Origin of the sequence: Nocardia wallacei, assembly GCF_029868745.1 — a bacterium.
In the GTDB taxonomy this organism is placed as follows: Bacteria; Actinomycetota; Actinomycetes; order Mycobacteriales; family Mycobacteriaceae; genus Nocardia; species Nocardia wallacei_B.
The window spans coordinates 1-14,816 of sequence record NZ_JARWOP010000246.1 but is presented as its reverse complement, the minus strand read 5'-3'; the positions used below and the strand labels follow the sequence as shown (position 1 = coordinate 14,816).

General features: G+C 70.1%; 17 protein-coding genes. 11 read left to right on the top strand and 6 right to left on the bottom strand.

All coding sequences use genetic code 11. From position 1 onward, the window contains the following. The first annotated feature begins 205 nt into the window (after positions 1-205). Together QH470_RS21980 and QH470_RS21975 are read left to right on the top strand one after the other, a co-directional pair. A complete protein-coding gene (locus QH470_RS21980) occupies positions 206-2,101 on the top strand; it encodes an alkyl/aryl-sulfatase (protein ID WP_280274236.1) in 1,896 nt (631 codons plus the stop codon). Positions 2,102-2,200: 99 nt separating this feature from the next. Further along, positions 2,201-2,770 (top strand): hemerythrin domain-containing protein, encoded by a 570-nt coding sequence (locus QH470_RS21975; RefSeq protein WP_280274235.1) that lies wholly within the window; start codon positions 2,201-2,203, stop codon positions 2,768-2,770. Between the two features lie 3 nt (positions 2,771-2,773). On the opposite strand, the gene QH470_RS21970 is transcribed toward QH470_RS21975, so the two are convergent. The 5 genes from QH470_RS21970 to QH470_RS21950 all read right to left on the bottom strand — a co-directional run bounded on the left by QH470_RS21970 (position 2,774) and on the right by QH470_RS21950 (position 5,487). Further along, positions 2,774-3,442, bottom strand: coding sequence for an HAD family hydrolase (locus QH470_RS21970; protein WP_280274234.1), 669 nt, complete (start codon positions 3,440-3,442; stop codon positions 2,774-2,776). 65 nt (positions 3,443-3,507) lie between these two features. Then, complete coding sequence (locus tag QH470_RS21965; RefSeq protein WP_280274233.1) at positions 3,508-3,801, bottom strand: hypothetical protein; 294 nt, start codon at positions 3,799-3,801, stop codon at positions 3,508-3,510. Between the two features lie 131 nt (positions 3,802-3,932). Continuing rightward, complete coding sequence (locus QH470_RS21960; RefSeq protein WP_280274232.1) at positions 3,933-4,403, bottom strand: nuclear transport factor 2 family protein; 471 nt, start codon at positions 4,401-4,403, stop codon at positions 3,933-3,935. Positions 4,404-4,526: 123 nt separating this feature from the next. Beyond that, positions 4,527-4,823 carry a hypothetical protein gene (locus QH470_RS21955; RefSeq protein ID WP_280274231.1) on the bottom strand — a complete coding sequence of 99 codons (297 nt, stop codon included), beginning with the start codon at positions 4,821-4,823 and terminating at the stop codon, positions 4,527-4,529. Positions 4,824-5,007: 184 nt separating this feature from the next. Further along, positions 5,008-5,487 carry a winged helix-turn-helix transcriptional regulator gene (locus tag QH470_RS21950; RefSeq protein ID WP_280274230.1) on the bottom strand — a complete coding sequence of 160 codons (480 nt, stop codon included), beginning with the start codon at positions 5,485-5,487 and terminating at the stop codon, positions 5,008-5,010. Positions 5,488-5,571: 84 nt separating this feature from the next. Between QH470_RS21950 and QH470_RS21945 the strand changes: the two genes are divergently transcribed. Next, a complete protein-coding gene (locus QH470_RS21945; protein ID WP_280274229.1) occupies positions 5,572-6,801 on the top strand; it encodes an MFS transporter in 1,230 nt (409 codons plus the stop codon). Here the strand turns inward: QH470_RS21945 and QH470_RS21940 are convergent. Then, a complete protein-coding gene (locus QH470_RS21940) occupies positions 6,713-7,798 on the bottom strand; it encodes an S-(hydroxymethyl)mycothiol dehydrogenase (RefSeq protein ID WP_280274228.1) in 1,086 nt (361 codons plus the stop codon). The genes QH470_RS21945 and QH470_RS21940 overlap by 89 nt on opposite strands. A gap of 142 nt (positions 7,799-7,940) precedes the next feature. Between QH470_RS21940 and QH470_RS21935 the strand changes: the two genes are divergently transcribed. From QH470_RS21935 to QH470_RS21900, 8 genes are all read left to right on the top strand, one after another. Next, positions 7,941-8,195: a hypothetical protein gene (locus tag QH470_RS21935; RefSeq protein WP_280274227.1), complete on the top strand. Its 255-nt coding sequence runs from the start codon at positions 7,941-7,943 to the stop codon at positions 8,193-8,195. A 125-nt stretch (positions 8,196-8,320) separates the two neighbouring features. After that, complete coding sequence (locus QH470_RS21930) at positions 8,321-9,514, top strand: sensor histidine kinase (RefSeq protein ID WP_280274226.1); 1,194 nt, start codon at positions 8,321-8,323, stop codon at positions 9,512-9,514. Positions 9,515-9,557: 43 nt separating this feature from the next. Next, positions 9,558-10,349, top strand: coding sequence for a LytR/AlgR family response regulator transcription factor (locus QH470_RS21925; RefSeq protein WP_280274225.1), 792 nt, complete (start codon positions 9,558-9,560; stop codon positions 10,347-10,349). Beyond that, positions 10,346-10,714: a hypothetical protein gene (locus QH470_RS21920; RefSeq protein WP_280274224.1), complete on the top strand. Its 369-nt coding sequence runs from the start codon at positions 10,346-10,348 to the stop codon at positions 10,712-10,714. Before QH470_RS21925 ends, QH470_RS21920 begins: the two co-directional genes overlap by 4 nt. A 37-nt stretch (positions 10,715-10,751) precedes the next feature. After that, the gene (locus QH470_RS21915; protein WP_280274265.1) at positions 10,752-12,464 is read left to right on the top strand and encodes a sodium/solute symporter; all 1,713 of its coding nucleotides are present in this window, start codon (positions 10,752-10,754) and stop codon (positions 12,462-12,464) included. 147 nt (positions 12,465-12,611) lie between these two features. Then, a complete protein-coding gene (locus QH470_RS21910) occupies positions 12,612-12,968 on the top strand; it encodes a DUF485 domain-containing protein (protein WP_280274223.1) in 357 nt (118 codons plus the stop codon). Then, on the top strand, positions 12,965-14,599 hold the full coding sequence (locus QH470_RS21905; protein WP_280274222.1) for a solute symporter family protein: 1,635 nt from the start codon (positions 12,965-12,967) through the stop codon (positions 14,597-14,599). The genes QH470_RS21910 and QH470_RS21905 overlap by 4 nt, the downstream gene beginning before the upstream one ends. Before the next feature lie 31 nt (positions 14,600-14,630). Continuing rightward, positions 14,631-14,816, top strand: a 186-nt coding sequence (locus QH470_RS21900) for an acetyl-coenzyme A synthetase N-terminal domain-containing protein (RefSeq protein WP_280274221.1), incomplete at its 3' end; no start/stop codon positions are given.

Below are 14,816 nucleotides of genomic sequence, written 5' to 3'. Positions count from 1 at the left end.
TGCCGTATCAGGGGTTGTCCCGATGAGTTGTCCGATACCGCAGCATGTCCCCCGCGGTCCCGAGGCCGCCTCACCCGGTCAGGATGATCTCCGGCCCGGTGCCGAGATTCACCCGCCGTGGGTGAGGCCGATCCGCCACACGGCTGCGATCGTCGCTGCTTGTCCGACCCGCCAGCCCGCCACGGTAGCGACAGGGGTGCATGCCATGACCGTCCGCAGCGATGTTTCGGCAACCGTCGAATCGCAGCACGAGGAAACCATCCGCGACCTGCCCTTCGACGACGACCAGGACTTCGCCGACGCCCGCCGCGGGTTCGTCGCCGCGTTGCGCCCCGGGACGGTCGAGAACGCCGACGGACAGGTGGTGTGGGACAGCGACGCCTTCGATTTCCTCGACGAGGACTGCCCGCCGACCGTGCATCCCAGCCTGTGGCGGCAGTCGAAACTCTGTGCGCTGCAAGGGTTGTACGAGGTCACCGACGGCATTTATCAGATCCGGGGACTCGACCTGTCGAATATGACCCTCGTCGAGGGCGACACCGGCGTGGTCGTGATCGATCCGCTCATCTCCGCGGAGACCGCGGCCGCCGGGCTGGCGCTCTACCGGGAGCACCGCGGCGACCGGCCGGTGACCGGCGTGATCTTCTCGCACTCGCACATCGACCATTTCGGCGGCGTCAAGGGCGTCACCACGGCCGACGACGTGGCGGCGGGCCGCTGCCCGATCCTGGCGCCCGTGGGTTTCGTGGAACACGCCGTCGAGGAGAACGTCTACGCGGGCACCGCGATGGGGCGTCGCGCCGCCTACATGTACGGCGCGGCGCTGCCCCGCGGCCCGCTCGGCGCGGTCGGCGCCGGACTCGGGCCGACGACCTCGACCGGCACGCCGACGCTCATCACGCCCACCGTCGACATCTCCCGGACGGGCCACACGGAGGTGATCGACGGCGTCCGGCTGGAATTCCAGCTCACCCCGGGCACCGAGGCGCCCTCGGAGATGAACTTCTACTTCCCGGACCACCGCGCGCTGTGCATGGCCGAGAACGCGACCCACACCCTGCACAATCTGCTGACACTGCGCGGCGCGCTGGTCCGCGACCCGCATGTGTGGGCGAAGTACCTCACCGAGTCGATCAACCGCTACGCCGCCCGCAGCGACGTCTTGTTCGCCTCGCATCACTGGCCGACCTGGGGCACCGAACGCCTCACCGAATTCCTCGCCCTGCAGCGGGACCTCTACGGCTACCTGCACGACCAGACCCTGCGGGCGCTCAACAAGGGCGTCACCGGGATCGAGATCGCCGAATCCATCGAGTTGCCGCCCGCCGTCGCGCGGGCCTGGCACACGCACGGCTACTACGGTTCGGTCAGCCACAACGTGAAGGCCATCTATCAGCGCTACATGGGCTGGTTCGACGGCAACCCGGCGACGCTGTGGCAGCACCCGCCGATCGAGTCCGCGCGCCGGCACCTGGAGTTCATGGGCGGTGCGGACGCGGTGGTGCGCAAGGCCCGCGAATCCTTCGCGGACGGCGACTTCCGCTGGGTGGCACAGGTTTTGAACTACGTGATCTTCGCCGACCCGGAGCACGCGGAGGCGCGGGCACTGCAGGCCGACACCCTCGAGCAGCTCGGGTTCGGCGCGGAGAACGGCACCTGGCGCAATTTCTTCCTGATGGGCGCCTACGAGTTGCGGCACGGGTCGGTCGGCACCCCGACCGCCGCCGACGCGCCGGACATCGCCGCGGCGCTCAACGTCGAGCAGTTGTTCGACGCGATCGCCCTGCGGATCGACGGCCCGCGCGCCTGGTCGGCCCACCTCACCATCGACTGGCGCGTGTCCGACCGGAACCTGGTGCACCGCACCGAACTTCGCAACGGACTGCTGGTGCATTTCGACATCGACGGCGACGTCCCCGCGCCCGACGCGACCTTCACGCTGACCGACGCCGACCTGCACGCCGCGCTGCTGGGCGGGCGGGATCTGCGGCAGATGATCGCCGACGGCACCGTCGCCGCGGACGGCGACGCGACGGTGCTGGCCGAACTGGTCGGCTACCTGGACACCCCCGATCCGGACTTCGCCATCGTGACACCCTGACCCGCCGCGCGGCGCCCGCGCCGAGGCTCCGGTCCCGGCATACCATCGACCCCGAGCGGGCGCCGGCGCCGGTCCGGCAACGGATATCAGGGAGGAACCGTGGACATCACCGAGCTGATCCTCGACGACCATCACGAGCAGCGGCGGTTGTTCGCCATCCTGGAGCAGATCGACCGGTCGCAGACCGGCGAACTGGCCGCTGTCTGGGATCGGCTGGCGAGCTTCCTGGAGCTGCACGCGCAGGCGGAGGAGGAGATCTTCTATCCCGAGCTGCTGCAACTGGGCGTCGCGGCCCGGCGCGCGGCCGGTGTGGAGGAAGAGACGCTCGATGCCATCCACGACCACAACGACATTCGGGACGCGGTAGCCGAGGTGGCGCGTCATCACGTCGGCACCGACGACTGGTACGCCGCCGTCGCCGCGGCCAATCAGGCCAACGGCGACCACATGGCCGAGGAGGAACGCGAGGGCCTGACCGATTTCCGTCGCCTGGCCGGGCTGTCGCGCCGCCATCAGCTGGCCGTCGCCTTCGCGGCCTACGAGGCGCGCAACTACGCCGGCGTGCGGCCGGTCGACAAGGACCCGGCCGAGTACGTCCGCGCCGCCGAGCAGGGCGTGCGGCCGGGACCGAGCGGTTCGCTGAGCATCGGTCCGATGAAACGGTCCTGACGCTCAGAGCAGGCGTGCGAGCGGGCTGTCGGCGATGCCGCGCCGGAGCTCCGCGACGTCGTCGCAGACGAATTCCGCTCCCGCGCCGGTGAGTTCGGCGCGCGATATCCCGCCGCTGAGCACACCGATGGTCGGCACGCCGAGAGCCACGCAGGCCCGCGCGTCCCACACCGCGTCACCGACGAAGACCGCCCGCCGCGGCGGCACACCGGCCCGGTCGAGCGCGATCCGCACGATGGTCGGATCGGGTTTCGCGTCCTCGACGTCCTCGCCGCCGGTCACCGCGTACAGCGCGGGTTCACTGTCCAGCAGCTCGCGCAGCCGGGCCAGTTCATCGGGGGGCGCGGAGGTGGCAAGGACGACGCGCAGGCCGCGGCCGTGCAGGTCCGCCAGGATCTCCCGGGCGCCGGGCAGCAGCGTCAGCTCGTCGGCGCTGTCGAGGTAGTAGCGGGAATGCAGGTCGTCGGCGCGGTCGGCGGCGTCCTCGGCCAGGTCGGGAGCGAGGGTCCGCAGCAGGGTGCCGCCGTCCATGCCGATGGCGCGGTGGATGCGCCAGGTCGGAACGACCGCGCCCACCTCGCGCAGCGCCCGGTGCCAGGCCCGGGCATGCAGGTAGTTGGAGTCGACAAGGGTGCCGTCGACATCGAACAGCACCGCGGCGGGATCTGGCACCGGAACCTCCTCGTCTCGGGACCGCTGTCGTACCGATCTACCCTGTCTCCGCAGGTCGAATCTGTTCACCTGGCGCTCAACGTCTCCGACCGCGTTCGCGTGTCGTGGGCCAGTCGCTCCAGTTCGCCGACCGCCTCCTCGACCAGGGCCAGCGCGGTCGGCTCGAAGGCGGGACCGGCGCTGCGCCGGGAGCGCACCAGGTCGTTGTGAAGTCGCAAACCGATCGCGAACATGCGATCGATCAACTGGTCGCTCAGCACGGCGACCGGCTCCGGCCGACGCGGCGCTGCGGATTCGCCCTCGGACCGCCGATCGCTTGCCGAACCCTCCCCCGTGTTCGATGCGGCAGCAGATGACATCTCGAACCCCCTGTGACTGGCATGGATGCATACGTAGCCACACTTCGGGACTCGGTTACCAAGGTTAGCTCGGAGACCGCCGAAGGCTGTGCGGTTGGCCGGAAGTCGACAGGGGTCGCACGCGCGCCGGGCTATACCAGGCCGGTGGCGTCGAAGATCCAGGACATGTCCGCGGTGGCGAAATCCGCCATCCAGGTCGGCGGGGCGTGGTCGGCGAGGGCGCTCATGTCCCAGTAGTCCTTCCAGAGCGCGATCTTGCCGTGTTCGACCCGGTGTACCGAGACGAACCGCAGGACGGCGGATTCGCCTGTCTCCCAGCGCCATTCCTCGTGGTGCTCGTACATGACGTCGGCGCCGTTGTCGAGCAGCAGTCCGTCGAAGTTCTGGTAGGAGGCCAGGGGCTCCAGGCCGATCTTCAACCGCTTGACGATGTCCTCGGGGCCGCGGGCCGCCGCTGTCGGACCCACCGGCATGTCGAGATAGAGGCAGTCCTCGGACAGGTAGGACCGTACCGCGTCCCAATCCCGCCGCGACAGCGCGCGCCACAGCCCGAGCACCGTCTCGGTCACCGAATCCGCCTGTGTCCCACCGTCGATCGTCATCGCCTGTCCACCGCCTTTCCGGAATCATTGTTAACAGATGTCCATACACCTGTCCATCAATGGTTTCGGGGCGGCGTGCCGGTCGGTTTGCTGGCGCTCCCCGACGGCGTCGCGGCAACGGGGTTACAGCACCGCCACTTCGATGGTGCTGTCGATGATCTTGAAGGCGGCGCGGCACGGAAACAGTGATGTGCCGTGAATATGCTGATGTCGATCGTCGGCGGCCAGCATGGTGATCGCCCAATCGGACAGGGCATGCGGCACGCGGTGCGCCGAGCCGTCGGCACAGCGCAGTAGCACGTTCCCGGTGAGTGCCGGTGCTTCGAGGTCCATCGAGGTGATCTCCAGGATCAGGCCGTGATCGGCGGCGGAGGCCACGACCGGAACGTCGAGTTCACCCACTTCCGCAGTGTCGTCCATGACCGCGACGCTACTGACCCGCGAGCGTGTTCGCCACGAAATGGCTATTGACATAAATCATGTTGCCCACGGCGGTGCGCCCGACCGGAAGCGCTCGCGTCGCGGGAACGCCCCGAACCTGGGCGAGAACTGCCTCCCACCACTGCCGCTGGGTATTTGCCCAGTGACCGGCGACGGACCGTCGTCAGCCCCGGGCAGCCGAACCGCCGTGTTCACCCACCTTGCGGACCCGGGTGGTCGCCGCGGAAACGCGCTCGCCCGCACGGTTTTCGGCACGCAGCGTGGCGAGGGGCCGACCGTCGCGATCGACCAGGACGGAATGCGGTTCGTCGGCCGCGAAGGCGTGCCGCTCGCCCCATTGCCGCAGCGCCACGACGACGGTGAACAGATCCCGCCCGGCTTCGGTGAGTTCATAGCCGTGCCGCTTGCCACCCGGGTTGACGCTCGTGGCCAGGACGCCGTGGTCGACGAGCCGGCGCAGCCGATCGGTGAGGATGTTGCGGGCGATCCCGAGCCGCTGCTGGAAGTCGGTGAAGGTCGCGGCGCCGTCCATGGCGTCGCGCACGATCAGCAGGCACCACCGGTCGCCGACCAGATCGACGGTTCGCGCGACCGGACAGGTGGGGTCGGTCCAGTCGCGGCCGGACCCGCGGGTCGTGGTCATGAGCCTCCTGAGGATCAGTTGCGATTTGAAACCATTATGCCCTACGGTCGAAGAGTTTCATTTTGCAACTGATCGGGAGGTGTGGTGGCGCCGGGATTCAGGAGATCGCAGCGATTCGTCCTGGCGGGCGTGTGCGCGGTGGCGGTGTCGACGATCTATGCGATCCAGCCGGTGCTGGCGACGGCGGGCAGTGGCCTCGGCGTGGCGCGCGAGTCGCTGGGCGGGCTGGTCGCCGCCGGTCAGCTCGGTTACTTCGTCGGCCTGATACTGCTGGTGCCGCTCGGCGACGTGCTGAATCGTCGCCGGCTCATCACCGCGCAACTGCTGCTCACCGCCGTGGGAGCCGCGGTCACGGCCGTTGCTCCGAACGGCGCGGTCGCCGTGGCGGGGCTGGCGGTCGCGGGCCTGTTCGCGGTCGTGGTGCAGGTGACCGTCGCGTATGCCGCGGCGATCGCCGCGCCGGGCGAGCGTGGCCGCGCTCTCGGCGCGGTCACCTCCGGCGTGGTGATCGGCATTCTCGGGGTTCGCGTCCTCGCGGGCGTCGTGGGTGAGGTGGCCGGCTGGTGTGCGGTGTACGCGCTGCTGGCGGCGCTCTGCGTGGCGCTGGCGCTGACGGTCCGCGGCACGCTCGATCCGGATCGCCGCGCCCGCGGCGCGCGGTACGGGCAGGCACAGGCATCGATGGGGCGGCTCGTGCGCACGGATCGGCTGTTCCTGAGCCGGGGGCTGATCGCGTTCTTCCTCTTCGCGTCTTTCGGGACACTCTGGAGCGGGCTCGCGCTTCCCCTCGGCGGCGCGCCCTGGAACTTCGGCAGCACGCAGATCGGCCTGTTCGGATTGGCCGGACTAACCGGGGCGGTCGGCGCGGGACGCGCGGGGCGGTGGGCCGATTCCGGTCGCGCGCAAGCGATCACGGGTTGCGCGCTGGTGCTGCTCGCTGCCTCGTGGCTGCTCATCGCCCGCGCCGAGACGACCCTGTGGCTGCTGGTCGCGGGCATCGTCCTGCTCGACTTCGCCGTCCAGGCGGCGCATGTCAGCAGTCAGCACCTGCTCACCGCCGCGCGTCCCGACCACGCCGGGAGCATCATCGGCGCCTATATGGCGTTCTACTCACTCGGGTCGGCGCTCGGCGCGCTCACGACCTCCTGGGCGTACAGCACTGGAGGCTGGGGCGCCTCCTGCTGGACGGGCGCGGGCTATGCCGTTGCGGCCCTGGCGATCTGGGCTAGAGCACGACGACCGAGCGCAGCACCTCTCCGGCGTGCATCGTGTGCAGGGCCTGTTCGACTTGATCCAGGGCAATGCGTTCGGTGACGAATCGGTCCAGCGGGAGCCTGCCCTGACGGTAGAGGTCGACGAGCGCGGGGAAGTCGCGTTCGGGCAGGCAGTCGCCGTACCAGGAGGACTTCAACGCGCCACCGCGGGAGAAGAAGTCGAGCAGCGGCATGTCCAGACGCATGTCCGGGGTCGGGACGCCGACGAGGACGACGGTACCGGCGAGATCGCGCGCGTAGAAGGCCTGCTTCCAGGTTTCGGGACGGCCCACGGCGTCGATCACCACATCCGCGCCGAAGCCACCGGTCAGGTCCTGGATGGCTGCCACCGGATCGGCCGCGGTCGCGTCGATCGTGTGGGTCGCGCCGAGTTCCGCGGCCCAGGTGAGCTTCCGCGCGTCGCGGTCGACCGCGATGATCGTCGAGGCTCCCGCCAGCCGGGCGCCCACGATCGCGGCGTCACCGACGCCGCCGCAGCCGATCACCGCGACCGAGTCGCCCCGGCCGACCCCGCCGGTGTTCACCGCGGCGCCCAGCCCGGCCATGACGCCGCAGCCCAGCAGCCCGACGACGGCGGGATCGGCGGCGGGATCGACCTTGGTGCATTGCCCGGCGTGCACGAGCGTCTTCTCGGCGAAGGCCCCGATGCCGAGTGCGGGCGTGAGTTCGGTGCCGTCGGTCAAGGTCATCTTCCGCGTGGCGTTGAACGTGTCGAAGCAGTACTGGGGACGACCGCGCCGGCACGCCCGGCAGCGGCCGCACACCGCGCGCCAGTTCAGCACGACGAAATCCCCGGCCTCGACGGAATCGACTCCCGCGCCGACACTTTCGACCGTCCCCGCCGCTTCGTGCCCGAGCAGGAACGGGAACTCGTCGGTGATCCCGCCGTCGCGATAGGTCAGGTCGGTATGGCAGACACCGCACGCGGCGACCGCGACGACGACCTCCCCCGGGCCGGGATCGGGAACCACGATCTCGGTCAGCTCGACCGGCTTCCCCTGAGCCCGGGCGATGACTCCACGAACGTGCTGCGGCATGGGCGGTGATTCCTTCGGCACTAGCGGGATTTCCGGTCCGGCGACCCTCGATCGCCACGTGTTCAGACTACTATCCAGACAGGTGTCCCGCACAGCCGGACGCCTTCCGGACCCGAGTCGACCGAGAACACGTGAGCACCCGATGGACAAAGAAGACCTGACAATCATCGAATTCGCCCTGCTGTGGCAGCCCTACGGCGGCCCACCGGCCGAGGAGATCCTCGTCAACTTCGGCATGACCGAGCTGCGTTTCCGCACCCGCGTCGTCGACATCCTCGCCGACCGCGGCACCGCAAACGACCGTCCCCTGCGCCGACACGCCCGAGCCACCCTCCGCTCCTACCTCGAGATCGGCAGGTCAGCCGCCCTGGCCCGCGCCGCGGCAGCCAGACGTTGAAGTCGTTGGCCACGGAACCGGCCCGCCGCCGCGGCGAAGGGCCGGAGCGGGTGACGCCTGCCGGTGGGGTTGCGGCGCGATAATCGACGAGTGGAGGTTTCCGGGTCGGGGTGGGGCGTGGCGGAATGATCGGGACGCTCGTTGTCGCGGTGGCGGTGGCGGCGGTGGTCGTTGCCGGGCTGATTCTGTGGCTGCGAACCCGGCGGGTGGTGACGACTCCCGCTGAGCGAGCGGTACATTCGGCGCTGCACACGGCTTCGCTGGCCGCGGTTCCGCTGCGGGGCGGGCTGACCGCGGAGTCGGCGGGGGCGGCGGCGCCGCATCTGCGGGTGCTCACCGGTGCCGAGGGGCTCGGCGTCGCGGATGCCGAGGGCGTGCTGCTGGCGTGGGACGGGGCGCATGCCGATCTCGCCGAGACCTTCGCCGAGGCCGTGCGCCGGGCGCTCGCGGGCGGGCGCGCGGTGCTGGTCAAAGGCGACGGAGAGGGTGACCAAGCGGCGCGGGTCGTGGTCGTGCAGCCACTGGTCATCGAGGACAACGGGCTGGCCGGCGCGCTGGGGGTGGCGGTCGGCGGGCCACCGGGGCCGGGGCGGCTCGGCGCGCTGGCCGATGTGGCGCGCTATGTCTGCGGCCAGCTCGAACTGGCCGAGCTGGACGCGTCGCGGGCGCGCTTGGACCGCGCCGAGGTGCGGGCGTTGCGAGCCCAGATCAGCCCGCATTTCATCTACAACGCGCTCAATACGGTCGCCTCCTTCGTGCGGACCGATCCGGACCGCGCGCGCGAACTGATCCTCGAATTCGCCGATTTCACCCGGTATTCCTTCCGCACCGCCGGTGAATTCACCGTGCTGGCCGACGAACTGCGCAATATCGAGCGCTACCTCGCGCTGGAGCGGGCCCGCTTCGGTGACGCGCTGCAGGTGCGGTTGCAGATCGCGCCGGAGGTGCTGGGGGTGGTGCTGCCGTTCCTCGCGCTGCAACCGCTGGTGGAGAACGCGGTACGGCACGGCCTCGCGGGCCGGCCGGGCGGCGGCACGGTGAGCATCGTCGCGGACGACGCGGGGACCGACTGCGTGATCAGCGTCGAGGACGACGGCATGGGCATGGACCCCGACCTGCTGCGCTCGGGCGCCCTCGACGCGGTGGCGGCCGGACCGGCCCGAGCCGACGAGTCGGCGCACGTGGGACTGGCCAATGTCGATGATCGGCTGCGGGCGGCGTTCGGCAACGACTACGGGTTGGTCGTGGAGACCGCGCCCGGCGCGGGCACCAAGGTCAGCCTGCGGGTGCCGAAGTTCCGCGCGGGCATCCGGGCATGACCTCGGCAATGCCCGGTACCGGCCCACTTACGATGGGTGGATTGTGACGCGAACCATCGACGAAGCCGGCGCGGCATTGCGGGTGCTGGCCGTGGACGACGAGAAGCCGGCTCTCGACGAGTTGGTGTATCTGTTGCGCACGCAGCCGGAGATCGGCGAGGTGTACGGCGCCCACGACGCCACGACCGCGCTGCGCCTGCTGCGCGCGCACCCGACCGACGCGGTGTTCCTGGACATCAACATGCCCGGCCTGAACGGTATGGAACTGGCCGGAATCCTGTCGGAATTCGCGAACCCGCCCGCCGTCGTCTTCGTCACCGCGCACGACGATCACGCGGTGTCGGCCTTCGACCTCGGTGCGGTGGATTACCTGCTCAAACCGTTGCGGCAGGAACGGCTGGCCGCGGCGGTGCGGCGGATCGTCGCCGCGCAGGGCGCCACGCCACCGGCCGCCAAGCCGCGCGAGGACCCGAGCGAGGTCATCCCGGTCGAGCTGGGCGGGGTGACCACCTTCGTGCACCGGTCGACCGTGAGTTGGGTGGAGGCGGACGGCGACTACGCGCGCCTGCACACCGGCACCGGGTCACACCTGGTGCGAATTCCCTTGTCGGCCTTGGAAGCCCGGTGGCGCGATGCGGGCTTCCTGCGGGTGCACCGGTCGTATCTGGTGGCATTGGACGCGGTGACCGAACTGCGGACGGTCGGCACGGCGACGGTGGTGTGCCTGCGCGCCGACACCGGCGCCACGGTGGAACTGCCGGTGAGCAGGCGTCAGGTCCGCGAACTCAAGCAACGGCTCGTGCATGCGCCGCGCCAGCGCTGGACCGACCGGTGACCGGCCCGCCGCAGCGCCCGGCGCGGGAGCGGGTGGTACTGGCCGAGCGACGCGGGGCGCGGCGGGTCCGGACCCGCGTCGAGGTGGCCGAGCAGACCGAGATCGGCGCGGCGCTCATCGACGGCCTCATCCGCGCCCAACTCGGCTCGGCCGTGCGGATGGGACTGCTCACCGTGCTGCTGCTGGGCTCGTTGCCGCTGCTGTTCACCGTCGGCGGGCTGGGCTCGTTCGTCGTATTCGGCCTCCGCCTGCCGTGGCTGCTACTCGGGGTGGCCGTGTATCCGCTGCTGTTCGGGGTTGGCTGGGTCTTCGTGCGCGCGGCGGACCGCAACGAGAACGACTTCCTCGAGCTGGCGGAGGATTGAGGTGAACGCCGCACCGGCGCTGACCGTGATCGCCTTGATGACGGCGGCGGTCGCGACCGTGGCGATCGGCGTCTACGGGGTGCGGCTGGCGCGGACCACCTCCGACTTCCTGGTCGCCTCCCGCAGCGTCGGCCCACGCTGGAACGCCGCCGCGATCTCCGGCGAATACCTCTCGGCCGCATCGTTTCTCGGCGTCGCGGGCCTGATCGCGAAGTACGGGGCCGACGCGCTGTGGTACCCGGTCGGGTTCACCGCGGGTTACCTGGCGCTGCTGTTGTTCGTCGCCGCGCCCCTGCGTCGGTCGGGCGCGTACACCGTGCCGGACTTCGCCGAGTTCCGGCTCGGCTCGGTCCGGCTGCGCCGGTTGGCGGCGGCGGTCGTGGTCGTCGTCTGCGCGGTCTATCTGATTCCGCAATTCCAGGGCGCGGGGCTGACGCTGCGCATCCTGCTCGGCGTGCCCGGCTGGGTCGGCGCGGTGGCGGTGGGCGCCATCGTGATCGCCAACGTGGCCGGTGGCGGGATGCGGTCGACCACCCTGGTCCAGGCGTTTCAGTACTGGCTCAAGCTGACGGCGGTGGCGCTGCCCGCGCTGGTGCTGCTGGGGCATTTCCTCGGCGCGGACCGGCCGCTGGGACCGAGCGCGCCGCCGGTCGTCGCCGAGCGGACCACGGTCGACATCACCACCGATGTCGTGGTGCGGGTCGGTGCGGCGCAACAGGTTTCGATCACCGGCACCCTCGACCGGCGCCCGGTGGACGGCCCGACCGTGCTGGGGACCGGGGAGCACGAACTCGGTTCGGGCACCCGGCTGACACTGGCGGCCGGTGCCGCGGTGCCCGTGGTGGCGGGCGCACCGGTCGACGGGGACGACTGGCTGGCGCCGGGCGACGGCTTCGGCGGGAAACATCCGCTGTACCAGGTGTATTCGCTGATCATCGCGACCTTCCTCGGCACCATGGGCCTGCCGCACGTGCTGGTGCGGTTCTATACCAACGCCGACGGCCGCACGGCGCGGGCCACGGCGCTGGCCGTGATCGGGCTGGTCGGCGTCTTCTATCTGTTTCCGGTCCTGCTCGGCGTCTTCGCCCGGCTCTACGTCCCGCAGTTGCTGATCACCGGGACCTCCGACGCGGCGGTGGTGCTGTTGCCGGCGTCGGTGCTGTCGGGGCTACCGGGTCAACTGCTGGCGGCGCTGGTCGCCGCCGGTGCGATGGCGGCGTTCCTGTCGACCTCGTCCGGTCTGCTCGTGAGCATCGCCGGGGTGCTGAGCACCGACGTGCTGCGCGGCCGGATCCGCGATTTCCGGGCGGCCGCACTGGTCGCGGGCCTGGTGCCGCTCGCGCTGTCGATCGTGGTGACGACCCTCGACCTGTCCCGCACGGTCGCTCTCGCCTTCTCGGTGGCGGCCTCCACGCTGTGCCCGCTGCTCGTACTCGGCATCTGGTGGCGCGGGCTCACCGCGGCCGGAGCCGCGACGGGCCTGATCGTGGGCGGCCTCACCGCGGGCAGCGCGACCGCGGTGTCGGTGCTCGGCGGGGTGTCCGGCGACGTGGCCGGGGGCTGGCCGGCCACCGTGCTGAGCTATCCGGCCGCGGTCAGCGTGCCGCTCGCCTTCGCGTCGATGATCGCGGTCAGCGCCTGGACTCGGGGGCAGGACCCGCTGCGGGTGGCCCGGATATTCGCCCGGCTGCACGCGCCCGAGCGGCTCGGCATGGGCGCGGATCGCGAGCGCGCGCTGCGCCCGGAGTGATCACGCCCCGACCGTTCGTCGCGCCGCGTCGACCGCTCGGCGCAGAGTCGGCCGCCTTCGCCGAGTGACCGCCGCCACATGCCCCGGCGACCCGCCGCGGTCGATAGCGTCGACGCACTGTCAGACCCGTCACACGCTAGGACCACGATGACCGACATCGCCGCCGCCGCGCCGGCATCGCCGCCACCGCTCAGCGCGGCGGATTTCGAGGCCGCCCGCTCCAGCCCCGAGTTCCAGGAACTGCGAACCCGGTTGCGGCGCTTCGTGTTCCCGATGACCGCCGTGTTCCTGATCTGGTACTTGGCCTACGTCCTGCTGGGCGCCTACGCCCACGACTTCATGGCCACCAAGGTCTTCGGTGATATCAATACCGGATTACTGCTCGGGCTCGGGCAGTTCGTGTCCACCTTCCTGATCACCGGGTTGTACGTCCGTTTCGCCGGACGTCAGCTGGACCCGCGCGCGGCCGCGCTGCGCGAACGACTCGAAGGAGGACGGGCGTGAACCACACGTACCTGGCCGCCACCTCGACGGTGGGCAACCCGGCCGCGAATATCGCCATCTTCTGTGCATTCGTCGCGATCACGATGGTCGTGGTGGTGCGGGCCAGCCGCAATACCCGCACCGCGGCGGACTATTTCACCGGTGGCCGCGGTTTCTCCGGGCCGCAGAACGGCATCGCCATCGCCGGTGACTATCTTTCCGCCGCAAGCTTTCTCGGCATCGCGGGCGCCATCGCCGTCTACGGCTACGACGGGTTCCTGTACTCTATCGGGTTCCTCGTGGCGTGGCTGGTCGCGCTGCTGCTGGTCGCCGAAATGCTCCGCAACACCGGCAAATTCACGATGGCCGATGTGCTGAGCTTCCGATTGCGGCAGGGCCCGGTCCGGACCGCGGCCGCGCTGACCACGCTGGCGGTGTCGCTGTTCTATCTGCTCGCGCAGATGGCCGGCGCCGGTGGGCTCGTCGCGCTGCTGCTCGACATCTCCAGCAAGACCGGGCAATCGATCGTGATCGCCGTCGTCGGCGTGCTGATGATCGTGTATGTGCTGGTGGGCGGCATGAAGGGCACGACCTGGGTGCAGATCATCAAGGCGGTGCTGCTCATCGCCGGCGCGGCGCTCATGACGGTGATGGTGCTCGGCAAGTTCGGCTTCGACGTCTCGGAGATCCTGCGTTCGGCGCAGGACTCGGTGTCGGGTTCCGCGAGCAAGGCGGTGGCGGGCCGCGATGTGCTCGCGCCGGGCGCGCAGTACGGCGGCAGCGAGACCTCCAAGCTGAACTTCATATCTCTCGGTCTGGCACTGGTGCTGGGCACCGCGGGTCTCCCGCACGTGCTCATGCGGTTCTACACGGTGCCGACCGCGAAGGAGGCGCGCCGATCAGTCGTGTGGGCGATCGGGCTGATCGGCGCGTTCTACCTGTTCACCCTCGTACTGGGCTACGGCGCGGCCGCGATCGTCGGCCCCGATCGGATCCTGGCCGCCGCGGGCGGGCAGAACTCCGCGGCCCCGCTGCTGGCCTTCGAACTCGGCGGTGTCGTGTTGCTCGGTGTCATCTCCGCGGTCGCGTTCGCCACCATCCTCGCCGTGGTCGCGGGGCTCACCATCACCGCCGCCACGTCCTTCGCCCACGACATCTACGCGGGAGTGATCAAGCGCGGGAAGGTCGACGAGGTGAAGCAGGTGCGGGTCTCGCGCATCACCTCGGTCGTGATCGGTGTGCTCGCCATCGGGCTCGGCATCCTGGCCAACGGGCAGAACATCGCGTTCCTGGTCGCGCTGGCGTTCGCGGTGGCCGCCGCGGCGAACCTGCCGACCATTCTCTACTCGCTGTTCTGGCGGCGGTTCAATACCACCGGCGCGCTGTGGAGCATGTACGGCGGGCTGATCTCGACCCTGGTGCTGATCGTGTTCTCGCCCGCGGTGTCGGGCAACAAGACCGCGATGATTCCTGGCGCCGATTTCGACTGGTTCCCGCTGTCGAATCCCGGAATCGTGTCCATCCCTTTGGCTTTCGTACTCGGTGCGATCGGGACACTGCTGGGCCGGGAGGACGTGTCCGGCAAGGCCGCCGAGATGGAGGTCCGGTCGCTCACCGGTGTCGGCGCGGAGAAGGCCGTCGCGAATCACTGACGCCCGCCGCATATTCGAGAGGAGATCTACGTTGACCGACGCACTCACCGGCATCGAGGCCGCGACGGATACGACATATCCGCCGACCGCGGAGTTCGCTGCGGCTGCCAATGCCGATGCGTCTCTCTACGATCGGGCCGCTGCCGATCGGGAGGGGTTCTGGGCCGAGCAGGCCGACCGGCTGCACTGGCACCAACGCTGGACCCGGGTACTGGAC